24 protein-coding genes are annotated in these 23,003 nt (G+C 65.0%); 13 read left to right on the plus strand and 11 right to left on the minus strand.

The window, feature by feature from the left end; all coding sequences use genetic code 11:
* On the minus strand, nucleotides 1-1,353 hold the full coding sequence (gene pmbA / locus ACHAC9_RS05030; RefSeq protein WP_435757756.1) for a metalloprotease PmbA: 1,353 nt from the start codon (nucleotides 1,351-1,353) through the stop codon (nucleotides 1-3).
* Between the two features lie 95 nt (nucleotides 1,354-1,448).
* Between pmbA and yjgA the strand changes: the two genes are divergently transcribed.
* The 4 genes from yjgA to ACHAC9_RS05050 are packed head-to-tail and all read left to right on the plus strand — an operon-like array spanning nucleotide 1,449 to nucleotide 3,577.
* Nucleotides 1,449-2,045, plus strand: a complete 597-nt coding sequence (yjgA, locus tag ACHAC9_RS05035; protein WP_435757758.1) for a ribosome biogenesis factor YjgA — start codon at nucleotides 1,449-1,451, stop codon at nucleotides 2,043-2,045.
* Nucleotides 2,026-2,664, plus strand: coding sequence for a molybdopterin adenylyltransferase (mog, locus tag ACHAC9_RS05040; RefSeq protein WP_435757760.1), 639 nt, complete (start codon nucleotides 2,026-2,028; stop codon nucleotides 2,662-2,664). Before yjgA ends, mog begins: the two co-directional genes overlap by 20 nt.
* Complete coding sequence (locus tag ACHAC9_RS05045) at nucleotides 2,661-3,329, plus strand: alpha/beta hydrolase (RefSeq protein ID WP_435757762.1); 669 nt, start codon at nucleotides 2,661-2,663, stop codon at nucleotides 3,327-3,329. The genes mog and ACHAC9_RS05045 overlap by 4 nt, the downstream gene beginning before the upstream one ends.
* A 47-nt stretch (nucleotides 3,330-3,376) precedes the next feature.
* A complete protein-coding gene (locus ACHAC9_RS05050; protein ID WP_435758095.1) occupies nucleotides 3,377-3,577 on the plus strand; it encodes a hypothetical protein in 201 nt (66 codons plus the stop codon).
* 15 nt (nucleotides 3,578-3,592) lie between these two features.
* On the opposite strand, the gene ACHAC9_RS05055 is transcribed toward ACHAC9_RS05050, so the two are convergent.
* Entirely contained in the window at nucleotides 3,593-4,147 is a 555-nt protein-coding gene (locus tag ACHAC9_RS05055) for a carboxymuconolactone decarboxylase family protein (RefSeq protein ID WP_435757764.1), read from the minus strand.
* 119 nt (nucleotides 4,148-4,266) lie between these two features.
* Here ACHAC9_RS05055 and ACHAC9_RS05060 point away from each other — a divergent pair, with 119 nt between their 5' ends.
* Nucleotides 4,267-5,592, plus strand: a complete 1,326-nt coding sequence (locus tag ACHAC9_RS05060) for an aspartate aminotransferase family protein (RefSeq protein WP_435757766.1) — start codon at nucleotides 4,267-4,269, stop codon at nucleotides 5,590-5,592.
* A gap of 37 nt (nucleotides 5,593-5,629) precedes the next feature.
* On the opposite strand, the gene ACHAC9_RS05065 is transcribed toward ACHAC9_RS05060, so the two are convergent.
* The 3 genes from ACHAC9_RS05065 to ACHAC9_RS05075 form a co-directional block, all read right to left on the minus strand.
* Complete coding sequence (locus tag ACHAC9_RS05065; protein WP_435757767.1) at nucleotides 5,630-6,478, minus strand: fumarylacetoacetate hydrolase family protein; 849 nt, start codon at nucleotides 6,476-6,478, stop codon at nucleotides 5,630-5,632.
* 83 nt (nucleotides 6,479-6,561) lie between these two features.
* The gene (locus tag ACHAC9_RS05070) at nucleotides 6,562-6,927 is read right to left on the minus strand and encodes a c-type cytochrome (protein ID WP_435757769.1); all 366 of its coding nucleotides are present in this window, start codon (nucleotides 6,925-6,927) and stop codon (nucleotides 6,562-6,564) included.
* Entirely contained in the window at nucleotides 6,924-7,496 is a 573-nt protein-coding gene (locus ACHAC9_RS05075) for a c-type cytochrome (RefSeq protein ID WP_435757771.1), read from the minus strand. Before ACHAC9_RS05075 ends, ACHAC9_RS05070 begins: the two co-directional genes overlap by 4 nt.
* A 90-nt stretch (nucleotides 7,497-7,586) precedes the next feature.
* Between ACHAC9_RS05075 and ACHAC9_RS05080 the strand changes: the two genes are divergently transcribed.
* Genes ACHAC9_RS05080 through ACHAC9_RS05095 form a run of 4 tightly spaced genes read left to right on the plus strand, consistent with a single transcriptional unit; the run spans nucleotide 7,587 to nucleotide 11,784 of the window.
* Entirely contained in the window at nucleotides 7,587-7,985 is a 399-nt protein-coding gene (locus ACHAC9_RS05080) for a c-type cytochrome (RefSeq protein ID WP_435757773.1), read from the plus strand.
* A complete protein-coding gene (gene coxB / locus ACHAC9_RS05085) occupies nucleotides 7,982-8,911 on the plus strand; it encodes a cytochrome c oxidase subunit II (RefSeq protein ID WP_435757774.1) in 930 nt (309 codons plus the stop codon). The genes ACHAC9_RS05080 and coxB overlap by 4 nt, the downstream gene beginning before the upstream one ends.
* Nucleotides 8,908-11,448 carry a cytochrome c oxidase subunit I gene (ctaD, locus tag ACHAC9_RS05090; RefSeq protein WP_435757776.1) on the plus strand — a complete coding sequence of 847 codons (2,541 nt, stop codon included), beginning with the start codon at nucleotides 8,908-8,910 and terminating at the stop codon, nucleotides 11,446-11,448. The genes coxB and ctaD overlap by 4 nt, the downstream gene beginning before the upstream one ends.
* A 3-nt stretch (nucleotides 11,449-11,451) precedes the next feature.
* Nucleotides 11,452-11,784, plus strand: a complete 333-nt coding sequence (locus ACHAC9_RS05095; RefSeq protein WP_435757778.1) for a hypothetical protein — start codon at nucleotides 11,452-11,454, stop codon at nucleotides 11,782-11,784.
* A 93-nt stretch (nucleotides 11,785-11,877) separates the two neighbouring features.
* On the opposite strand, the gene ACHAC9_RS05100 is transcribed toward ACHAC9_RS05095, so the two are convergent.
* The 3 genes from ACHAC9_RS05100 to ACHAC9_RS05110 all read right to left on the minus strand — a co-directional run bounded on the left by ACHAC9_RS05100 (nucleotide 11,878) and on the right by ACHAC9_RS05110 (nucleotide 16,007).
* Nucleotides 11,878-13,194, minus strand: coding sequence for a PQQ-dependent sugar dehydrogenase (locus ACHAC9_RS05100; protein ID WP_435757779.1), 1,317 nt, complete (start codon nucleotides 13,192-13,194; stop codon nucleotides 11,878-11,880).
* Nucleotides 13,195-13,295: 101 nt separating this feature from the next.
* Entirely contained in the window at nucleotides 13,296-14,576 is a 1,281-nt protein-coding gene (locus ACHAC9_RS05105; protein ID WP_435757781.1) for an MFS transporter, read from the minus strand.
* Between the two features lie 24 nt (nucleotides 14,577-14,600).
* Entirely contained in the window at nucleotides 14,601-16,007 is a 1,407-nt protein-coding gene (locus ACHAC9_RS05110) for a KamA family radical SAM protein (RefSeq protein ID WP_435757783.1), read from the minus strand.
* A 294-nt stretch (nucleotides 16,008-16,301) separates the two neighbouring features.
* Between ACHAC9_RS05110 and ACHAC9_RS05115 the strand changes: the two genes are divergently transcribed.
* Together ACHAC9_RS05115 and ACHAC9_RS05120 are read left to right on the plus strand one after the other, a co-directional pair.
* The gene (locus ACHAC9_RS05115; protein WP_435757785.1) at nucleotides 16,302-16,757 is read left to right on the plus strand and encodes a cache domain-containing protein; all 456 of its coding nucleotides are present in this window, start codon (nucleotides 16,302-16,304) and stop codon (nucleotides 16,755-16,757) included.
* 57 nt (nucleotides 16,758-16,814) lie between these two features.
* Nucleotides 16,815-18,515, plus strand: a complete 1,701-nt coding sequence (locus ACHAC9_RS05120; protein ID WP_435757787.1) for a methyl-accepting chemotaxis protein — start codon at nucleotides 16,815-16,817, stop codon at nucleotides 18,513-18,515.
* Here ACHAC9_RS05120 and ACHAC9_RS05125 read toward each other — a convergent pair.
* On the minus strand, nucleotides 18,496-19,065 hold the full coding sequence (locus ACHAC9_RS05125) for a DNA-3-methyladenine glycosylase (protein WP_435757789.1): 570 nt from the start codon (nucleotides 19,063-19,065) through the stop codon (nucleotides 18,496-18,498). The two genes, ACHAC9_RS05120 and ACHAC9_RS05125, sit on opposite strands and share 20 nt — an antisense overlap.
* Before the next feature lie 158 nt (nucleotides 19,066-19,223).
* Between ACHAC9_RS05125 and ACHAC9_RS05130 the strand changes: the two genes are divergently transcribed.
* Nucleotides 19,224-20,135, plus strand: coding sequence for an HDOD domain-containing protein (locus ACHAC9_RS05130; protein WP_435757791.1), 912 nt, complete (start codon nucleotides 19,224-19,226; stop codon nucleotides 20,133-20,135).
* 62 nt (nucleotides 20,136-20,197) lie between these two features.
* Entirely contained in the window at nucleotides 20,198-21,364 is a 1,167-nt protein-coding gene (locus tag ACHAC9_RS05135; protein ID WP_435757793.1) for a tetratricopeptide repeat protein, read from the plus strand.
* Between the two features lie 149 nt (nucleotides 21,365-21,513).
* On the opposite strand, the gene infA is transcribed toward ACHAC9_RS05135, so the two are convergent.
* A complete protein-coding gene (gene infA / locus ACHAC9_RS05140) occupies nucleotides 21,514-21,783 on the minus strand; it encodes a translation initiation factor IF-1 (RefSeq protein WP_435757795.1) in 270 nt (89 codons plus the stop codon).
* Nucleotides 21,784-22,405: 622 nt separating this feature from the next.
* On the minus strand, nucleotides 22,406-22,951 hold the full coding sequence (locus tag ACHAC9_RS05145) for a DNA-deoxyinosine glycosylase (protein ID WP_435757797.1): 546 nt from the start codon (nucleotides 22,949-22,951) through the stop codon (nucleotides 22,406-22,408).
* Nucleotides 22,952-23,003 lie beyond the last annotated feature (52 nt).

Consider the following 23,003-nt stretch of genomic DNA (forward strand, 5'->3'; position numbering starts at 1 on the left):
TCAATTACCTGCGACGACCATCTTCTCGATCAGGATCGAGCCCGTCGATTTACTGCCGCGCGCGAGCACGTCGTTGCCGATGCCGACGATCTGCTGGAACATCTCGCGCATATTCCCTGCGATCGTGATTTCCTCGACCGGGTACTGAATGACGCCGTTCTCGACCCAGTAGCCCGAAGCGCCGCGCGAATAGTCGCCGGTGACGTAGTTCACGCCCTGCCCCATCAGTTCCGTGACCAGGAGGCCGGTGCCCATCTTGCGCAGCATGCCTTCGAAATCGTCGGCCAGCTTCGTTTCGTCGGAGGTGATCGTGAGATTGTGGGCGCCGCCGGCGTTACCCGTGGTTTTCATGCCGAGCTTGCGGGCCGAATACGAGCCGAGGAAGTACCCCTGCAGCACGCCACTGTCGATCACCTTGCGGCGCACGGTGCGCACGCCTTCTTCGTCGAAGGGGGAAGAGCCGGCTTCGCCGATCACGTGCGGGTCTTCCATGACCTGGATATGGCGCGGGAAGACCTGCTTGCCGAGCGTATCGAGGAGAAAAGTCGATTTGCGGTAGAGCGCGCCGCCGGACACCGCCTGCACGAACGCGCCGAGCAGGCCGGCGGCCAGCGGCGCTTCGAACAGTACCGGGCAGGTCAGCGTATCGAGCTTGCGTGCATTCAGGCGCGCCAATGCACGCTCGGCGGCGTAGCGGCCCACCGCTTCGGGTTTGGCCAGCTTTTTCGGGTCGCGCGCCGAGGTGTACCAGTCGTCGCGCTGCATCTTGTTGCCTTTACCCGCAATCGGCGCAATCGACATCGTGTGGCGCGAGAACGGATAGCCGCCGATGAAGCCGCGCGAGTTGGCGGCGACGAAATGCGACTGCTGCACGTAGACGCTGGCGCCTTCGCTGTTGGTGATGCGGCGGTCGACTTCGAAGGCCGCGTTCTCGCAGCGCTGCGCCAGTTCGACCGCTTCTTCGGTGGAGATCTGCCACGGGTAGCACAGGCGCAGGTCGCGCGGGTTCATCTCGAGCATGTCGGCGTCGGGCAGGCCGGCCGCGTCGTCCTCGGCGGTAAAGCGGGCGATGTTCCAGGCCGCCTCCACCGTGGCGCGCAGCGAGGCTTCGGAGAAGTCGGAAGTGCTGGCGTTGCCGCGGCGCTGGCCGGCGTAGACGGTGATGCCGATGCCCTTGTCCTTGTTCTGCTCGATGGTTTCGATCTTGCCGCGACGTACCGACACCGACAGTCCGCTACCCTCGCTGATTTCGACCGAGGCATCGGTCGCGCCCTGTTCCTGGGCAAACGAGAGCATGCTCTTGGCCAGTTCTTTCAACTGGTCCTGGGTGTGGGTGAAAACGGAGCTGTTCATATCGAGTTTTTTTGTGCGAGCCCTAAAACAGTTATCATAGCAGCCGTTTACTGTTTTTACTGATCGGCTCAGCGCCAATCGGATCATTCAATATCATGCCAAATCCAAACCGCGGCTCGGTGGGCTTCCAGTCCAACGAGTTCGAGCAAGAATACGATCGCCCTTCCAAATCTGAGCTCAAGCGCCAGATGGACGAGTTGCAAAAACTCGGCGCGCAACTCGTTGCCGAGCCGCGCGACCGCGTCAAACGCGTGCCGATGCCGGAAGACGTCAAGGACGCCATCCTGATGTGCCAGACCATCACGAACCACGAAGGACGGCGCCGCCAGCTGCAATTCGTCGGCAAGAAGATGCGCACCCTGACCGAAGAGGAAGTGGCCGTCATCCAGCGCACCATCGACAGCTGGAAAGGCGCCTCTAAGGCCGAGACGGCCGCGCTGCACGCGCTCGAGCGCCGCCGCGACAAGCTCCTCACCGACGACAAAGCCTTGACTCAGCTGCTCGAAGAGAACCCGGAACTCGACGTGCAGCACCTGCGCACGCTGATCCGCAACGCGCGCAAGGAGCAGGCCGAATCGAAGCCGCCGAAGGCTTTCCGCGAACTGTTCCAGATCCTGAAGGACTTGAGCAAGAAGAGCAAGGCTGCGCCAAGCGACGACGAATCGGAAGACGATGAACCAGCAGACGACTAATCCCCCGCTTGCGGAGCTGGTCATCGGCCTGGTGTCGGTCTCGGACCGCGCCAGCGGCGGCGTCTACGAGGACAAGGGCATTCCTGCGCTGCAGGACTGGATCGCTTCGGCCATCACGACGCCCTACCGGATCGAGCCGCGTTTGATTGCCGACGAGCGCACGCAAATCGAGAAGACCCTGGTCGAACTGGTCGATGTCAGCGGCTGCCACCTGGTCTTGACCACCGGCGGCACGGGACCTGCGCGGCGCGATGTTACGCCCGAGGCGACGCTCGCCGTCGGCACCAAGGAAATGCCGGGCTTCGGCGAGCAGATGCGCCAGATCAGCCTGCGCTTCGTGCCGACCGCGATCCTGTCGCGCCAGGTCGCCGTGATCCGCGAGAGCGCGACCCACGCGGCGCTGATCATGAACCTGCCCGGCCAGCCGAAGGCGATCAAGGAAACGCTGGAAGGGCTGAAGGACGCGGACGGGAACGTCATCGCCGGCGGTATTTTTGCTGCCGTCCCCTACTGCATCGACCTGATCGGCGGCCCGTATATGGAAACCAATCCGGCTGTGACGGTTGCCTGGCGCCCAAAATCGGCCCAGCGTCCGGCCTCAACCCAGGACAACGCATGAGCGATCTGCTGCAAAACATCGAAATCGAAACCGCGCCGAATCCGACGATCGCGGTCATCTGGCTGCACGGCCTGGGCGCCGACGGCAATGACTTCGTGCCGTTGGTGCGCGAGCTCGATTTGAAGGGCTTGCCTGGCATCCGCTTCGTCTTCCCGCACGCGAAACAGATTCCGGTGACGATCAACGGCGGCTACATCATGCGCGCCTGGTACGACATCAGCGTCGCGGACCTCACGCGCCGTGAAGACGAGGGCGGCCTGCGCGACTCGCAGCGCGACGTCGAAGCCCTGATCGCCCGCGAAAAGGCGCGCGGCATCCCGGCTTCGCGCATCATCCTGGCCGGCTTCTCGCAAGGCTGCGCGATGACGCTCCAGACCGGCCTGCGCCACCCGGAAAAGCTGGCCGGCATGCTCTGCCTGTCGGGCTACCTGCCGCTGAACGAAAAAGTGACGCACGAGCGCACCGAGGAAAGCATCGACACCCCGATCTTCATGGCGCACGGCCGCCAGGATCACGTGGTGCCGTTCGTCCGCGCGGAGCAGTCGCGCGACGTCCTGACCGGCCTTGGTTATACGATCGAGTGGCACGAATATCCGATGCAGCATTCGCTCTGCGGCGAGGAAGTGCAGGACATTTCAGCCTGGCTGAAGAGGGTACTGGCTTAACGCCTCAACCGCGGGAGCCTCGGCTCCCGTTTTACATGGAGGTCATGATGGCCAAGAAGGAAGAGCAGCTCGACGAAGAAACGATGGCGCTGATTAACTGGTGCATCGAGGTCGAAGGACATCTGGTTGCCGGGGGCGCCACGCAAAAACAGGCGCAGGACCATATCGAGGAAGAGGTCGAGTGGTTCACCGATCTGTTCTATGACGGCTTGACGCCGGAAGAGGCGGCGAAGGAAGCGCTGGCGTAATGCCGGACGGCACCGCTACTCCGGTAGCGGCGCCGCGCTCGATACGGGCACTGCAGTGCGCGCCGTGTTCATCACCATCGCCAACAACGTGTAGTAGCCGTTCAATCCCATCAAATCGACCACGCCCTGTTCGCCGAACAGCGCGACCGCGTCGGCATAGGTCCGGTCCGAAACTTCCTTGTTCTGGTGCAGCTCGATGCAAAAGTCGTGCACCACCGATTCGTCCACCAGCATCCCTTCGGGCCGCGCGCGCCGCGCGATCGCATTGATCACGTCTGGCGGCACGCCCACCTGCGCCGCGATCGGCGCGTGGATCGCCCACTCGACACCCTGGTTCCACTGGCGCGCCGTGACCAGGATCGCCAGTTCCGACAGCCTGACCCCGATCGCGCTGCGGTAGCGCAGGTACTCGCCCATGCGTTGCGCGTTTTCCAGCAGCTCCGGACTGCGCAGCAGCGGGACAAACGGGCCGTACAGCGCGCCGCGCGGGCCTTCAATGACCGCCTGGGCGGCGCGGCGCTGGGCCTCGGTCATCTGGTCGGGTGGAATGGGGCGAAGACGGTCGGTCATGGTCGGCGTCGCAGAAGTGTCTGACCGGAAAAATATTCGCACAGCTTCCGTCAAAGATCAAAGGAATCCGGCGCCGAGAAGCTTATTGTCAACCGTCAACTTTTGCTGGAGGGAAATTCATGAGCTTCATCATCCATCGCAGCTTGCGCCAGACGCCGCCGATCGCGGTGCGCGCATCGGGTATTACGGTTTTCGACAGTGCTGGACACGCCTACCTCGATGCCAGCGGCGGCGCGGCCGTGTCCTCGCTCGGGCACGGCCATCCGGACGTGATCGCCGCCATGCACCGCCAGATCGACCGCTGCGCCTACGCGCACACGGCTTTCTTCACCACCGAGGTGGCGGAAGAACTGGCCGCCACGCTGGCGGCGCGCTCACCGAAGGGCATCGAAGCAGTCTACCTGGTGTCGGGCGGCTCCGAAGCGATGGAGACGGCGCTGAAGCTGGCGCGCCAGTATTTCGTCGAAGGCGGCGAAGAAGGACGGTCGCTGTTCATCGCGCGGCGCCAGAGCTATCACGGCAACACGCTGGGCGCGCTGGCCGTCGGCGGCAACGAATGGCGCCGTCAACCCTTCGCGCCGCTGCTGATGGAGGTGCCGCGCGTGGCCCCCTGCTACGAATACCGCGGCCGCGCCGAGCGCCAGAGCGTCGACGAGTACACGGCGCTTCTCCTCGACGAACTCGAGACGGCGATCATGAAAGCCGGGCCGGAGAAGGTCATCGGTTTCGTGGCCGAACCGGTGGTCGGCGCCACCGGCGGCGCGATTCCACCCACGCCCGGCTATTTTAAAGGCGTGCGTGACATCTGCGACCGCCACGGCATCCTGTTCATCGCCGACGAGGTGATGTGCGGGATGGGGCGCACCGGCACCATGTACGCGATCGAGCAGGATGGCGTGGCGCCCGACATCATCACGGTGGCCAAGGGTCTGGGCGCCGGCTACCAGCCGATCGGCGCGGTGCTGGCGCAAGGCGCGATTGTCGAGCGCCTGCGCCAGGGCAGCGGCAGCTTCCTGCACGGCCATACCTATATCGGCCACCCGGTGGCGGCCGCCGCCGCGCTGGCGGTGCAGCAGGTAATCGAGCGCGATGGCTTGTTGGCCCAGGTGCAGCGGCGCGGCGCGACCCTCAAACGCATGCTGGGCGACGTCTTCGGCAAGCACGACCATGTGGGCGACATTCGCGGGCGCGGGCTGTTCCTCGGGATCGAACTGGTGCGCGACCGCGCGACCAAGGAACCCTTCGCGCCGGAACGCAAGCTGCATGCGGCGATCAAGGCGCAGGCAATGGCGCGCGGGCTGATGGTGTATCCGATGGGCGGAACGATCGACGGCCAGCGCGGGGATCACATCTTGTTGGCGCCGCCGTTCATCGTCACGGCAAGCGAGTTGTCGGAGATCGTGGCGCGGCTGGCGGAAGCGGTCGATGCCGCGCTGTTGAAATAATTCATGTTGGGTGACCCGGGCCACCCAACAAAGGCCGTCACTTCGGAAACGCCACCACTTCCGTTTGCTGCTCACCCAGGCCCGCAATCCCCAGCCGCAGCGTGTCGCCTTTTTTCAGGAACCGCTGCGGTTGACGCCCCATCCCGACACCCGGCGGGGTGCCGGTGGTGATGATGTCGCCCGGCTCGAGCGTCATGAAGCGCGAAACATAGCTGACCAGCTGCGCCACCGTGAAAATCATCTGTGACGTGTTCCCGGTCTGCATGCGCTTGCCGTTCAGTTCCAGGTACAGGTCGAGATCCTGCACGTCGAACACCTCGTCGCGTGTGACCAGGAAAGGGCCGACCGGGCCGAAGGTGTCGCAGCCCTTGCCTTTGTCCCACTGCGAACCCATCTCGAACTGGTAGGCGCGCTCGGAGACGTCGTTTACGACGCAGTAGCCGGCCACGAAGGTCAAGGCATCCTCTTCGCTCACGTACTGGGCGCGGGTGCCGATCACGACACCGAGTTCGACTTCCCAGTCGGTCTTTTTCGACCCCTGCGGCAGCTGGATCGGGTCGTCCGGGCCGTTCAGGGAGCTGATCGCCTTGGTGAAAAAGACGGGTTCGGTCGGTACCGCGGCGCCCGTCTCGGCGGCGTGGTCGGCATAGTTCATGCCGATGCCGATGAACTTGCCCACGCGGCTGACCGGCACGCCCAGGCGCGGATTGCCGCGCACCAGCGGCAGCGTCTTGACGTCGACCTTGGCGAGTTTGCGCAGGGCGCGGTCATTCAACACCGTGCCATCGATATCATGGACCACGCCGGACAGGTCGCGCAGGCGCCCTTCTTCGTCGAACAGGCCCGGCTTTTCCTTGCCCGGGCGGCCATAGCGCACCAATCTCATGTTGTCTCCTGTTGATCTGCCTCGCGCGCGCCACCATGGCGCATCCAGCGGGCTCGCATGATACCAGCCGGAGCGTTAGACGCTCATTGTTCCGGCGCCAGCAGCCAGGCAGTCATGTCCAGCGCATCGCGTTCGCTCACGCCCATCGCCGGCATTGCGGTGTGCGGGTCGATCGACTTTGGATCGCGGATCCAGCGCACCAGGTTGGCCTGTGTGTTCGGCAGCTTGCCGGCGATGAAGCGACGTTCAGCGAGATCGACCAGCGGACGCCCGACATAGCTCTCGGGGCCGGTGAGACCCGGAATCATGTGGCAGGCGCGGCAGGCATGCTGGGCCAGCGCAATGCGCCCGCGTGCCGGGTCGCCCTGCAGGCCGGTTGGCGCCGGCCTGCCCTCGCAGCCGGCCAGCAGCGCCAGCGCCAGGCCACCGATGAGAAGGCGCGCGCTCATCGGGAAACTCCGACGGCGGCCGGCGCAGACGGCGTCGCCTGCGGCGCGGTCGCCTGTGCGTAATCGCGCGCCGACAGTGTCGGCAGCACGTCCATGAAGGCGACCACGGCCCACAGGTCGGCATCGCTCAGGTGGAACTGCCAGGCCGGCATCCCGCTCATCTTGATGCCGTGCTTCGTGATCCAGTACAGCTCGCGCGGCTGCCAGTGCTCGCCTGCGTCGATCAGGGGGCCGGGCAGCGGCTGCATGCTCTGCCCGATCTTGGCCTGGGCCGCGCCCGGTCCGCCGTGGCACTGGACGCAATGGGCGTTGTAGACGAAGGCGCCGCGCATCACCTGCTGCGGCGCGCCCAGCGCGGGTACGACCACGTCTTCCGAGTGCTTGCGCACCGAGTAACGCATGCCCTGCTCCAGCAGCAAATACACCGGCTGCAGGTGCTGCGACGTCGCGGTGGTGTCATACCAGCCGGCGCGCAGGAAGATGGCTCCGCCGGCGGCGGCCGCCAATCCCGCCAGCGCAAGGGTGGCAACGGCGGTTTTCAGGATCAGGCGGGTACGGGTCGAAGGCATCGGTCGTGGCTGGCAGGGGTGCGCACTATTGAAAAAATGATATTGTTTCTCTTGTATTATATAGAGCCTATGGTTTCATCGGATTCAATTGTGCGCAATCACTTCCCTCCCCCGGCACCCTGCCGTGCCCGCCTGCTCTGTGTTGCCGGCATGTGCCTGGCATTGCTGGCCGGCTGCGGGAAGCAGCCGGCGCCACGCCAGGTAAGCGGCGGCGATCCGGCCCAGGGCCAGCGCCTGATGGCGCAGTACCAGTGCACGGCCTGCCATGCGATTCCGGAAGTGCCCGGCGCGGCCGGCAATGCCGGGCCGCCCCTGGAACTGTTCGGCCGGCGCAGCTACATCGCCGGCGGCATCCCGAATACACCGCAACAGCTCACCCGCTGGCTCGACAACCCGCAAGCCGTGAAACCCGGCACCGCCATGCCGGACCTGGGCGTCTCGCCCGAGGAAGCGCGTCACATGGCGGCCTATCTGCTGACGCTGCGATGAGCGCGCCGCTGCAGTCCGTGTTGCACCCCGCCGGTCCCGACGCGGCCATCATCGCGCAGCTGTCCTGGGTCCTGTTCGGCGGCGGCGCGGTCATTTTTGTCGCCGTGATGGCGCTGATGATCCTGAGCCTGCGGCGCGATGCGCAGCCGGTCTCGGCCCGCTGGTGGATCGCCGGCGCCGGCATCGCCTTCCCGATCGTGGTCTTGAGTGCGCTGCTGGTCTGGAGCACCTGGCGCAGCGCCGAGCTCACGCCGCAGACCTCGCGCGGCGCGATGAGCATCGGCGTGACTGCCAAGATGTGGTGGTGGGAAGTGCGCTACCACGACCCGGTAAGCGGGCGCCAAATCGTCAGCGCCAACGAGATCCGCATCCCGGCCGGCCGCCCGGTCTATGTCGGCCTGACCTCGACGGACGTGATCCACAGCCTGTGGGTGCCGGCCCTGAACGGCAAGATGGATACCGTACCGGGGCGGGTCACGGGCCTGACCCTGCATGCCGATAAACCGGGCATCTACCGCGGCCAGTGCGCCGAGTTCTGCGGCGAGCAGCATGCACGCATGGCCTTGCACGTGATCGCGCTGGCGCCGGAGGAATTCGATCGCTGGTTGCGCAATGAAGCGCAGCCGGCGAAGGCGCCGGCCGATGCCCTGGTCGAACGCGGACGCGCCGCCTTCATCGAACAGCGCTGCCAGAGCTGCCATACGATCCGCGGCGTGGCCGAAGGCGCACGCCTGGGGCCGGACCTGACCCACATCGGAGGGCGCACGCACATCGCCGCCGGCACGCTGCGCAACCACCGCGGCACGCTGGCCGGCTGGATCGCCGATCCGCAAGCCATCAAACCCGGCGCGCGCATGCCGGCGGCTACTGACATCGACGGGGCTACGCTGCAAGCCCTGGCCGCCTACCTTGAACAGCTGAAATGACCACCACCACTACCCTGGACGACGTGTCCGCCGCGTTGCCCAGCTCGTTGCCGAGCTCCCTGCCCCGTCCTCCGGGCGAACTGGAACGGCTGGAAAAACCCTGGCGCAGGCCGACCGGCTGGCGCTTTGTCACCCGCGTCGACAACACCAGCATCGGCCTCTTGTACATCGGCACCGCGCTGCTGTTCTTCCTGCTGGCCGGGATCCTCGGCCTCATGATGCGCACCCAGCTGGCCGTGCCCGAGAATACCTTGCTGAGTGCTTCCGTCTACAACCAGGTCTTCACCATGCACGGCACGGTGATGATGTTCCTGTTTGCGATTCCGATTGTCGAAGCCATCGCCGTCTTCCTGCTGCCGAACATGCTGGGCGCGCGCGACCTGCCCTTCCCGCGCCTGTCGGCCTATGCCTACTGGGCGTATGCGATCGGGGGGCTCGCCTTCTTCTGCACGCTGTTCTTCGGCCTGGCGCCCGACGGCGGCTGGTTCATGTACCCGCCGCTGACGAGCAAACAGTATTCGCCCGGGCTCAATGCCGATTTCTGGCTGCTCGGGATCGGCTTCATCGAAATCTCGGCAATCGCCGGTGCGATTGAACTGATCGTCGGCATCCTGTTCACGCGCGCGCCCGGCATGACGCTCGCGCGCATGCCGGTCTACGCCTGGGCGATGCTGGTCGTGGCCGTGATGATCGTGTTCGCTTTCCCGGCGATCATCGCCGGCACCACGCTGCTGGAAATGGAGCGCGCTTTTGACTGGCCCTTCTTCATCGCCGAGCGCGGGGGCGACCCGATCCTGTGGCAACACCTGTTCTGGTTCTTCGGCCACCCCGAGGTGTACATCATCTTCCTGCCCGCCGCCGGCATGGTCTCGACGATGATCCCGTCGATCGCCGGCACGCCGCTGGTCGGCCGCAAGGCGATCATCGTGGCCCTGGTCGCCGTGTGCTTCTTCAGTTTTGCGCTGTGGGCGCACCACATGTTCACGGCAGGTCTGGGCGTGATGACGATGAGTTTCGTCTCGGCCGCCAGCATGGCGGTGGCCGTGCCGACCGCCATCCAGGTCTTCGGCTGGATCGCCACGCTCTGGCGCGGCAAGGTAACGATGAACGCGCCGGCCCTGTTCCTGGGCGGCTTCATGTTCATTTTCGTGCTCGGCGGCCTGACCGGGGTGATGGTGGCGCTGCTGCCCTTCGACTGGCAGGCGCACGACACCTATTTCATCGTCGCCCACCTGCATTACGTGCTGGTCGGCGGCATGGTGTTCCCGGTGTTCGCGGCGCTCTACTACTGGCTGCCCCTGATCAAAGGGCAGCGTTTATCGGAACGTGTCGCGAAATGGACATTCTGGCTGATGTTCGGCGGTTTTAACATTGCCTTCTTCCCGATGCACGTCACCGGCCTGCTCGGCATGCCGCGCCGGGTCTACACCTACCCGACCGAGATGGGCTGGGATTGGCTGAACCTGGTCTCGACACTCGGCGCTTTTATCCTCGCGGCAGGCGTGCTGCTGTTCCTGATCGACGTCGTGCGCACGCTGCGCCGGCCCGAACGCCCGGTCGGCAACCCGTGGAATGCGGCGACGCTCGAGTGGCTGCCGACGGAAGCGTATGCCACGCGCAGCATCCCGGAAGTGAAGTCCGCCGATCCCTTGTGGGACCAGCCGAATCTGGCCGAGCAGGTGGAAGCCGGCCAGCACTACCTGCCCGGCACCGCCAGCGGCCAGCGCGAAACGATCGCCACCAGCCCGATCGCCGGCAAGCCAAGCTATTTGCTGATCCTGCCGACCGACGGCTGGCTGCCGTTTGTCGCGGCGGCCGGCACCGCGGGTTTCTTCCTGCTGCTGACGGCTAAAATGAACGTCACGGCCTGGGCGTGCGGCATCGCGGCGGTCGTCTCGACCGTGGCCTGGCTGTGGGGCTCGGACCGGAAGCCCCCGATCCTGGAGGCGCGGGTGTCCGATACGCTGGTGCTGCCGGTCGGCGCGCGCGGCACGGCCTCGCACTCGTGGTGGGGGACGATCATCATGCTGGTGGTCGACGCGACCATCTTCGCTTCCTTCGTCTTCGCGTATATCCACATCTCGATGCGCCTGGAAGTGTGTCCGCCGCCATCGGCCAGTCTGCCGGCGCTGCGCTGGCCGATGTTGTCAAGCGCGCTGCTGGTGGCGGGGTCGGGCCTGATGCTGTGGGCCGGGCGCAGCATCGGCAAACGCCGCCTGCCCTGGCTGGCGCTGGCGGCCACCGGCTGCGTGGCAGCAAGCTTCCTGGTCGACCTGCATGGCTATCAACTGGCCGGTCTTGCGCCACGCACGCTTGCATGGAGCGCAACGATCGCCGCGCTGCTAAGCTACCAGGGTCTGCACGTGATCATTCTTGCGATCGCCGGGCCTTATCTGGCGGCGCGCGCCTGGAGCGGCCGCCTGGGCCCGAACAGCCGTGCGACGCTCGACAATACGGCACTGATCTGGCACTACACGACGCTGCAGGGCATCGCCCTGGCGCTGGCGGTGCATATCGTGCCCTTGCTGATGGAGTGATCGATGCGCGAACGGTTCTTCAGAAAGCTGATCCGCGGCACCCTGCCGCTGCTGGTCTGGGCCGCGCATTTTGCCGGCAGCTATGTGCTGGTGGCGGCCCAGTGCAGCCCGGCCGGATTCGCGCCGGGCAGCCCGCACCGCCTGCCGCTGGCCTTGATGACGGTCGTGGCGCTGGCGATCTGCGCGGCGCTGGCCTGGCGCACGCGGCATACCTTCATTCGTGGCGGGGAAGAAACGGCGCTGCTGGACTGGGCGGCGGCGCTCACGGCGCTGCTGGCCTTCGCGGGGATTGCGTGGACCTCGGTGCCGCTGTGGTTTGTGGAGAGTTGCGCTTAGCGCAGGTGGAGATATGTCGCGAATAATCGGACGCTGGTTGGACGCGTGGGGAACCCGCCCACGCGTCCAACGCACGTTCGCGCACCCTGAAACTTACCTCGCCGCCGGCCGCACGCGCCAGATGACATTGCCGACATCGTCCGCCACCAGCAGCGCACCCGCCTTATCGATCGCCACGCCCACCGGACGCCCCAACGCGTCGCCGTTCTTGTCGACGAAGCCGCTCAAGACCTCGACCGGCTTGCCGTTCGGCTTGCCGTCGGCGAAGGGCACATACACGACGTTGTAGCCCGACAGCGGCTTGCGGTTCCAGGAACCGTGCTGGCCGATGAAGGCGCCATTCGTGAACAGTGGACCCAGTTTCGCGCCTTCGGCGAAGGTCAGGCCGAGCGCGGCGACGTGGGCGCCGAGCGCGTAATCGGGCGAAATCGCTTTCGCCACCAGGTCGGGACGCTGCGGCTTGACGCGCTCGTCGACGTGCTGGCCATAGTAGCTGTACGGCCAGCCGTAGAAGCCGCCGTCCTTCACCGAGGTCAGGTAGTCGGGCACCAGGTCGCTGCCGATTTCATCACGCTCGTTGGCGACCGTCCAGAGCACACCGGTTTGCGGTTCCCAGCCCATGCCGTTCGGGTTACGCAGGCCGGAGGCGAACAGGCGCGTCGCGCCGGTCTTGGCGTCGACCTCGAGAATGGCCGCGCGGTTGACTTCGATCTCCATGCCGTTTTCGCCGACATTGCTGTTCGAGCCGACGGTCGCGTACAGCTTGCTGCCATCCTTGCTGGCGATGATGTTCTTGGTCCAGTGGTGGTTCAGCCCCGCCGGCAGCGGCGCTACTTTCTGTGCGGCGTCGGCGATTTCGGTGACGCCTTCCTTGTATGGGAAGCGCACGATGCCGTCGGCATTGGCCACGTACAGCGTCTCGCCCACCAGCGCCATGCCGAACGGTGAATGCAGGCCCTTCAGGAATACGGTGCGCACTTCGGCCGCCCCGTCGCCGTCGGCGTCGCGCAGCAGCGTGATGCGGTCGGCGCTCGGCACGCCTGCGCCCGCCCTTTCCATCACCTTCCCCATGATCCAGGCCTTGATACCCGACTTCTTGGTCTCGGGCGTTTGCGGCTTGTTCGATTCGGCCACCAGCACGTCGCCATTGGGCAGCACGTGAAGCCAGCGTGGGTGGTCCAGACCGGATGCCAGCGCGCTCACTTCCAGGCCTTGCGCCGCGCTTGGTTTACCGCCGTTCCAGCCTTTGGCCGGGGCGATATCGACTGTCGTAATCAAGCTCTTTTTGGGTTCCGGCAAAGTCGGCGACGGACCCACGCCGGCGCCGACGGGCAGGCTGGACTTGTCGCCGCATGCGGCAAGCGTGAGCAGCACGGCTGCGGCAAGGATGGGGGACGAGCGAAGGCGCATGGTTTCTCCTGGACGGAATCAACATCGAAAATGGATCGACCGATTGTAGCAAAAGCGACAATACCGACCCGCTCGTTTCCGTCCAGCAACCGATACACCGTTCAGGCCGGCGTATGCGCCTCCTCGATGGCAGGCTGCACGACGCGGCTGGAAGCGAATCTGCGCCGCATATGCTTGACCAGACCGGGCAGCTGCAGCAGCACCAGCACCCCGAACGCCACCTGGTAGGCGAGCGCCGGATAGCGTCCGCCGCCATCGGGCTGCCATAGCCCGATCACGAGTCCAAACCCGGCCTGCACCAGGAAGGCGCCGGCAAAGATCAGGAGGTTCAGGCAGGTCGCGGCACGGCCCGTCAGTTCGCGCGGCATGCTCTGGGCGACGATGGCGTATTCGATGCCGGTGATCGTGCCCACCAGCGTAAACAGCACCGACAGCAGCTGGAAGCTCGGCTTGTAGCCGACGATGAAGGCGGCCTGCACCAGCACGAACAGGCCGATGCCGATACCGGCGACGTCGAGCGGCGTCATGCCGCGCTTGCCCGCCCATTCGGTGATCATGCCGACGGCGATCGCACCGAAAATGACGGCCGCCATGCTCAGGTACAGCAGGTAGGCGACGGCATCGTTCGGAAAGCGCGCCACATCCGACAGCCAGCGTCCGATCCACAGGCCCTGGATGCCGAAGAATACCGCATGCGGCAGCAGCACCAGCGAGATCGTCGAGCGAAACGCGGGTGTGCGGTACACGCTCAGGATCGAGGCCAGCATCGGCGGACGCTTGCCGGCGGGCGGCGCTGCGCAACGCGGCGCGAACAGCCAGATCAGGGCGCCGCTGGCGGCAATCAGGGCAGCTAACAGCAGGAACAGGCCACGCCAGTCCATGTGTTCGAGCGCCATGCGCACCGGCATGGTGCTTGACGCTGCACCGAGGCCGCCGACCGCGATCAGGTAGCCATGTACCGAGGGCAGCTTGCCAGGTGCGATCCAGGTCGAGATGGCCTTCACGGCCGACATGAAGCAACCACCCAGGCCGCAGCCGAGGATGGCGCGTGCCAGCACCAGCTGGCCGAACCCCTGGCCGCGCGCGAACAATAGCGCGCCGAGCGCGGCCACCAGCATCAGCACCAATTGCACCTTGCGCGGCCCGTAGCGGTCGAGCGCAATCCCGACCGGCAGCTGCACCAGCGCGAAGGAGAAGAAAAACGCGCTGGTGAGCAGGCCCAGCTGCCCCGGCGTGAGCGCGAGCGAACCGACCAGGTTCGGGGCCAGCACGGCATTCACGTTGCGCAGCAGCGAGGACAGGTAGTGTCCCAGCGCGAACGGCAGGAACACGTAGAAGAAAACCGCCACGCCGGACAGGCGTGGCGAGCTCTGGTCAGCCATGGCGGGTCCGGATCCGGGTCCGGATCAGGCTGCGCTGGGCTGGCTGTCGCTGGCGCGGCGGTCGTGCTGCGCCTGGACAATCGGGATCACGCGTCCGGCCGGCACGTGGTGGCCCGCGTCGCCACCCTCTTCTTCGAAGAAGAACTTCTTGCGGCCGAAGGCGGGCTTCAGGTGGTCGAGCCAGGTGGCCTCGGAATCGAATTTGGCGAAGAAGGGTTTGCGCACCCATTCCGGATTGCGCGCCTGCAGGAACTGCAGCGCGAACAGCTTTTCGCCATTGATCGTCACCACGCCGTCGATCACGACCTTGCCCGGGAAAGCGCTCATCGACGGGCCGCGCACGGTGCGCGACAGGCCCGAGACCATCGAGTAGGCCTGCTGGAAGATCTCGTGGGCGCGTGCCAGCGGCAGCGAGAAGTAGTCGCTCGGGCCGGTGTCGCGCTCGACGAACATGTAATACGGGATCGCGCCCAGGCGCACGCCGGTGGTCCACAGCTCGGCCCAGCTCTTCGGGTCTTCGTTGATGTGGCGGATGAGGGGACCCTGCATGCGCAGCGTGGCTCCGGTGCCGACGATGCGCTTGACCGCCGCTTGCGCGATCGGATGACGCAGTTCGACCGCGTGGTTGTAGTGGCCCATGATGGCGAGATTCTTGCCGGCCTTGACGACGCGCTCGAACACGCGCATCAGGTCGTCGGAATCCTTGTCCGACACGTAGCGCTGCGGCCAGTAGGCGACCGACTTGGTGCCGATGCGGATGTTCTGGATGTGCGCCAGTTCCGGCGCCAGCAGCGGCTCGAGGAATTCCGTCAACGAGCGCGTATTCATGATCATCGGATCGCCGCCGGTGATCAATACGTCGGTCACGTCCGGATGCGTCTTCAGGTAGGCCACCAGTTCCGTGCATTCGCGCGCATCGAACTTCATGTCGTCCATGCCGACGAACTGCGGCCAGCGGAAGCAGAAGGTGCAATACGCGTGGCAGGTCTGGCCCGAACTGGGGAAGAACAGCACCGTCTCCTTGTACTTGTGCTGCAGGCCCTTCAAGGGTGCGTCGTTCACGCGCGGGACGTTGTGGGTCATCTGGCCGGCCGGGTGCGGGTTCATGCGCATGCGGATCTGGTGCACCAGTTTCGCAGTGGCGGCATCGTCTTTTTTATGCAGCACCAGGTCGCGCAACTGCTCGTATTCGCGCGCGGGCAGCATGTCGCGGTGCGGGAAGGTCAGGCGGAAGATCGGATCATCCGGAATGCGGTCCCAATCGATCAGCTGGTCGAGCACGTATTCGTTGACGCGAAACGGCAGCACATGGGAGACGACCTGGGTTGCTTCCTGCAGCTCAGGGCTCATCCATTGCCACTGGCGTGCGAGCGCAATGGTCTGACGCGTGTACGGCTTGAACTTGGCGGGGGTCGATTCAGTGGTGGTCACGGCATGCTCCTGGAGAGGAAAGATGGGTGGGACGACGAGCGAATTCTTGAGTAAGAAATTGCCGACGGGAATTCATCTTAGGTGCTGTATCAGGCTTTTGAGTTGCCCAAAATCAATTAAGTGCGCCTATTCTTTCTTAAAAGCATCGAATATTTGCTCAAAGACATGTGGCGCCGTATCCCAATTGCCTACCCCATTTTGCGTCAACGCAAACTGCCCACTGAAAGTGCGGCGTACATTTCTCAATGCACTTAGGAAAGTTTCCTCCCAGATGTCTTACCGAAAGGACTGCTCATGAAGCTGCTCGCCACTGCCACCGCCCTGTGCCTCGGACTCGCCTGCTCCGGTGCACTGGCCTTCGAACCCACCGAAAAGGATGCGATCGCGATGGCCGAACGCGGCGCCGCGCTGATCAAGGCCAAGGGCAAAGATGAAATGATGAAGCGCATCAATGCCAAGGATCCGGACTTCGTCCAGGGCGAACTGTATGTCGACCTGCGCGACGTCAAGACCGGCATCGTGCTGGCGCACCCCTACAACCCGTCGATCGTCGGCAAGGACCTGACCGACGTACCGGATGCAAACGGCAAGAAATACCGCCGCGAGATCATCGAGCTGGCCGCAGCCAAGGGCAAGGGCTGGGTCGACTACCAGTACAAGAACCCGACGAACGGCAAGATCGAACCGAAAACGACTTACATCCTGCTGGTCGACGGTGTGATTCTGGAAGCGGGCATCTACAAGAAATAAGCGGAATGTGACCTGGGGCGGCTTCGGCCGCCTTTTTCGTTGGTACGGGAGAAAAGCATGCTGAACAAACTACGGATTGGCCCGAAGCTGCTGCTGGCGCCGGGATTGGTGCTGGTGCTGCTGACACTGCTTTCCGGCGGCGCCTATTACGGCATGGTGCGCCAGCATGCCTCGTTGGAGAACATGGTGCAGGTGCGCGCGGCGCGCCTGCAAGATACCGCCGATGTCGCCGGCGACGCGAAATACGCGCACGCGAATATCTACCAGCTGCTGGCCTGGATCAGCGGCAGCTTCGCCAAGAACCGGCTCGAGGCCCTGGTCGGCGACATCAACAAGAAGCACGCCGACATCAAGACCCGTCTCGCCGCGCTGGCCAAGGTGGCCGACCCGGCCGAACGCAAGCTGATCGACGCCTCCAGCACGGCGCTGGCCGCCTACCGCAAGGCGGTGCTCGACACGATCGAGATGGCCCAGGTCGACCAGTCGATCGCGACCAATTCGATGCAAAAGGCCGAGAAGGATTTCGGCATCCTGAATGCCCAGCTGGCCCAGCTGGCGGCGCTCGAAACGCGCCTGAGCGAAGAAGCCTATGCCGCGGCCGACGCCGAGTTTCGCATGCTGGGCGTGACGATGGCGATCCTGGTGCTGCTCTCGATCACCCTCTCGCTGACGGTCACGATGCTGGTGCGGCGCGCCATGCTGGCCGATATCCGCGCCATTTCGGATGTCGTGTCCGAACTCGCCGAAGGACGGCTTGCCGGCGCGACCGGCAGCACGGGCCGCGACGAGATCGCCGACACCTCGCGCGCGCTCGACCACACGATCGGCACCCTGAACACCACCCTGCACGCGATACTGACGTCGGTGCGCTCGATCGATACGGCCTCGAAGGAAATCGCCACCGGCAACCTGGACCTGTCGACCCGCACCGAGATGCAGGCCGGCTCGCTCGAGCAGACCGCCAGCGCCATGGAAGCGCTGACGGTAGCGGTAAAGGACAACGCCAACAATGCGCGCCTGGCCACCGATCTCGCGGCCGAGGCGGCGCGCCTGGCAAGCCACGGCGGGCAAGCGGTGGACCGCGCGGTGGCGACGATGGAATCGATCCGCGCCAGCTCGCGCAAGATCGTCGAGATCATCGGCGTCATCGACGGCATCTCGTTCCAGACGAATATCCTGGCGCTGAACGCGGCGGTGGAAGCAGCACGCGCCGGCGAACAGGGCCGCGGCTTCGCGGTGGTGGCCTCCGAAGTGCGCACGCTGGCGCAGCGCTCGGCGGCGGCGGCAAAGGAAATCAAGGCGCTGATCGCCGACTCGGTGTCGATCATCGACGGCGGCGCCGCCTCGGTCAACGAAGCTGGCAGCAGCATGGGCCACATCGTCGCTTCGGTGAAGCAGGTGAACGAGATCATCGAGCGCATCAGCATCGCCAGCACCGAGCAGGCCGACGGCATCGCCGAAGTCAATCACGCGGTCGGACAGATGGACGACATGACCCAGCAGAACGCGGCCCTGGTCGAGGAAGCGGCGGCGGCGGCCGAAAGCCTGCATGAGCAGACCGTGAACCTGGCGCGCGCGGTCTCGGTGTTCCAGATCGAGGGCATCGAACCGCTGGCCGAGGAGACAAATGCATCGGCCGGGTTCCAGGATCCAGCCGACCGGCGTTCGCACGCCAGTCCGATGCGCGCCACGCGACGGGCGCTGCCTGGCTCCGGCGCCGCAAGCCGGTTTGAGCGGATCAGCGGAACGGACGGCTGAGGAAGCGCGAGCCGGCCAGACCAAAGCGCCAGGGTACGTCCATCGCCTTCGAGATGCCGATGCGCGGCCCGCTGACGACCTCCAGTCCGGCGGGCGCTGCCTCCAGCTGGAACGGCGGCTGCGCCAGCGATAGTCCGTTGAAGGCGCGCGTCACCTCCAACGCCTGGCACAGCTTGCCGGGACCGGAACACAGCGCCGCGCTGTCGTCGGCGTCGCGGCGCCGGCGCATGATGTCCAACCCGGCGAGCGGCTCGATCGCGCGGATCAACACCCCGGCGCCATGCCCCTCTTCGCGGCAGACAAAATTCAGGCACCAGTGAATGCCGTAGGAACGATAAACGTAGGCATGCGCGGGCGGTCCGAACATGGCCGCGTTGCGCTCGGTGGGACCGGAAAAGGCGTGCGAGGCCGGATCCTCGCGGTCGTAGGCTTCGGTTTCGACGATGCGCCCGCCGACGCCGTCGACCAGCACCACGACCCCGATCAACTGGCGTGCAAGGACCTCGGACGCCCCATAAAAATCAATTCCTGCAAGATGTGCTGGGTTCATGCGGGCGATTTTAGGGGTTTCGACAACAAGGTTCTGTCCGTTTTTCCACACAAGGCGCCCTGTTGCTGCAAGGAAACGCAGCATCGCTTATAGTGGCAGTCTTCGCTTTTTATTTCCCATAAGCATTCTTCCCTATGAGTACAGCTGCCGGTAACGCAATGCCATCGCGCGTCGCAGCGCGTGTCGGATCGCGCTTCGCGAGCGCGGGTAGCGCCACGCCTTCGGCACCCGCTGCCGGGCCCACGGATGCGGTCGACGAGCTGATCAGGTCGATCCGCATTCCGCCGCGTCCCAGCCTGCTGGCCGACCTGCAGGCGGAGCTGGCGTCGGGCGATCCTTCGCCGGAGCGCATCGGGCGCATCGTCACGCGCGATGTCGGCATGGCCGGCGCCTTGCTGAAGCTCGCCAATTCCTCCTTGTTCGGCGGACGCCGCGCCAAGTCGATCGAGCAGGCCATCCTGTTCCTGGGCATCAACCAGGTGGCGGCGCTGATGACCGGCCTGCTGGCGCGCCAGGCGATTCCTGTCGAGAGCGCGGCGCTGGCCAATTTCTGGGACGTCTCGACCAGGCGTTCGCATGCGATGGTGTTCCTGTCGCGCCGCCTGCGCATCGGCGCGCCCGACATCGCCCATACCTTCGGCCTGTTTTGCGATACCGGCATGCCGCTGCTGGTCAAGCGCTTCCCCGATTACGAAACCACTTTCCTTGACGCCGGCGCCGAGCAGGTGCGCGCCTTTACCGCCCTCGAGGACGAGCGTCACAGCACCAATCACGCGGCCGTCGGCACCCTGCTGGCGCGTAACTGGGGGCTATCGAGCGAAGTATCGTGGGCGATCCTGCACCACCACGATTACGCCGTGCTCGAGGACGAGCATACCGACGATGCCGTGCGCTCGCTGGTCGCCCTGTCGCTGCTGGCCGAGCGCGCGATCCGCCGCTACCAGGGCCACGCCGGCTCACCCGAATGGGACAAGGGCGGCGAGCGCGCGCGCGCCTATCTCTCGCTCGACGAGGACGAAACGGCCGAACTGCTCGACGAACTCGAAGAGGCGCTGCACGACGACCATTAGCCTTTGACAGGCTGCCCCGGCCGGGACGATACTGAAGTGTCGTTACCGGCTTCGGAGGCATGATGAGAACCTGGATTCTGTCGCTGCTCGTGCTGCTGTCAGGTTGCGCCCAGATGGCGCCGACCCTCTCCGAGAGCAAGGTATCTGCACTCCTGAATGACGCCGCGTTCGCGCCACCCGCGCGCCCTGCCGATGCCAGCGGCCTGTTCGATCTCAGCCCCGCCATGCGCCAGCACGTCCACAGCCCCCAGTTCCGCGAGACACTGCGCGAACACGGCGCCGTCAGGGGCCTGCTGCAAGCCCTCTACGACCGGCGCGCACTCCAGCTCGACTACGATGCGAGCCATACCGGCACCGCCGCCGAAACCTATGCCGCGCGCAAGGGCAATTGCCTCTCGCTGGTCATCATGACCGCCGCCTTCGCGCGCGAACTGGGCATGACCGTGCGCTTCCAGGATGTGCAGGTGGACAGTACCTGGAACCGCGAGGGTGCGCTGTACTTGATCAGCTCGCACGTCAACCTCAGCCTCGCACCACGGGCACCGCGCTTCGACGATCCCGACGCCGCCGCCCTGACAGTCGACTTCATACCGTCGATCGGCGCCAGCCACTACCGTGTGCGCACGCTCGACAAGACCGACATCATTGCCCTGTACATGAACAACCGCGCGGCCGAAGAACTCGTGGGGGGACGCCATACCGACGCGTACTGGTGGGCGCGCGCCGCCCTGCTGACAAAGCCGACGCTGGCGATGGCCTGGAACACGCTTGCCGTCGTCTACGAGCGCAGCGGCCATAAGCTCCTGGCCGAGCAGGTCTACCGCACGGCCTTCGAGCGCGAGCCGGACAGCCTGGTCGTGATGCAGAACCTGGCCCGTTTGCTCGCCGAAAACGGCAAGACCGGCGAGGCCGAGGCACTCAAGCAACGGGTGGCGCGCCTGTATCCGGCGCCGCCCTACCATTACTTCAACCAGGGGATGGCTGCCTATCAAGCGGGCGACTTCACCGGGGCCAGAGCGCTATTCGCACGCGAAGTGGCGCGCGCGCCCTATAACGACGAATTCCATTTCTGGCTGGGTGTCGCCAGTTTACAGCTGGGACAAATGAGCGCCGCGGAGAAGCAGCTGGTGCTGGCGCGCGATACCAGCGTGCGTCTTGATGCGCGCGCGCGTTATTCGGCCAAGCTGGCGCACCTGCGCAGTGTGGCGGCGGGATCGCGGCGTCACTAAAATGATGGGGATAGTGCGGGGGGGTGTATCTGCGGTGCGAAATGCTACCGGAGAAATGCGGGCGCGGCCGAATGGCCGCGCCGCAGCAGGTAGACCGTTACCGGTCGCGACGGCGTCATGCGCGCATCGCGTCCCGTAACGAGAACCGCTTAGCGGCGGCGCTGGAAGCCGCCGGTGCGTGGTGCCGGGGCGCCGCGCGTTTCGATGTGACGGAACACGATACGGCCTTTGTTCAGGTCGTAAGGGGACAGTTCAAGCGTCACCTTGTCACCCGCCAGGATGCGGATGTGGTTTTTCTTCATGCGGCCCGAGGTATAGGCGATCAGCTTGTGGCCGTTGTCGAGGTCAATGCGGAAACGCAGTTCCGGCAGCACTTCGGTGACGAGGCCATTCATTTCGATGAGTTCTTCTTTTGCCATGTTGTTCTTCCTTTAAAGATTGGTGCTACGAGCTGGCGCAAGATGATGGCGCCGCGACGATGCTGCTCGATACCAGTGCTGCACAGGACTGGATCGGAGTAAGAGTGAATGGGCCGCGATCTGGCGGATAATTGACGGCGGCGGCTTCGATCCGGGACTGCAGCCGGACGCCGACCTGCGCGGTGACAGAAAAAAAAGCCCGCTTGCTGCGGGCTTCGTTTCAATGGTTTGCCAATGCTTGTATCGCTGCTCCAGCCCATGCTATCTGCAAGGTGCGGAGCCCTGGACGCCCATGCTATGTGCATGGTGCCTCCATGGTGTAAGTCGACCAACGTATCTCGAATCACAATCCCTCGGCCTGGTCGCGGGCGACGTTACACACATCGCGTTGCGGGCTCGTACGGGATGTCGTCAAGGCCTTATGACCCTTACGACTGAAACCAGTGTAACACGGATCGCTCGGGCGCGTACGGACCGGCGCACGATTGCCTGCCTTCGTGCAACAGTTTAGTCCGGAATCCCGGACGCCGCTTGGGGGATCTCGGCCAAGTCGCGGTAGATACGCAAGCCGCGCCGCTGCGCACCTCCCGATGGACCGCCAATGCGCAGCGCGGCAGGTAAATCAAAGCAAGGAGCCCTGCACAGGTGATCGATTCGGACCGGCATCCGTGACCAGCTGGCGCCAGAGCTCCAGCTTCTGCTCGAAACTCATCGCCATGTGCGCGGGCGAACTCGATGGCAGCACGACTGTCCGGTAGCCGGCGGCGGCAAACTGCGGCGCGAACTTGCCCGAGGTCTGGCCATTGAAACCCACCGTTTCGAGCTGCGGACAGAGCGCGTGCAGGCGCTCGAAATCGTTGGCGGCAGGTTTGCGGATGGCGGAATCGAGGCTACCCTCGCGCTCGCAGGCGCCGAGCACGTCCCAGAGGCCGACACGGTGCACCAGCAAGCGCGGCATGCGCTCGGCATAGGGCAGCGCTGCCAGGTTCTCATCGACCAGGTTCGAGACAAGGCGCCAGAACTGGTTGCGCGGATGGGCGTAATACTGAACGGCGGCGAGCGACTGGGCGCCCGGAAAGCTGCCGAGGATGAGAATGCGCGTGTCAAGCGCCAGTAGCGGCGCCAGGCCTGTCAGCAAATTGTTCTCGAGAGGTGCCGGGGTCGTCATGCGCCGATTGTAGCCGTGCCGGATGGATAAAGCCGCACATGAAAAAAACGGC

It is taken from the genome of Massilia sp. CMS3.1, assembly GCF_051262535.1.
Classification (GTDB): Bacteria; Pseudomonadota; Gammaproteobacteria; order Burkholderiales; family Burkholderiaceae_D; genus Telluria.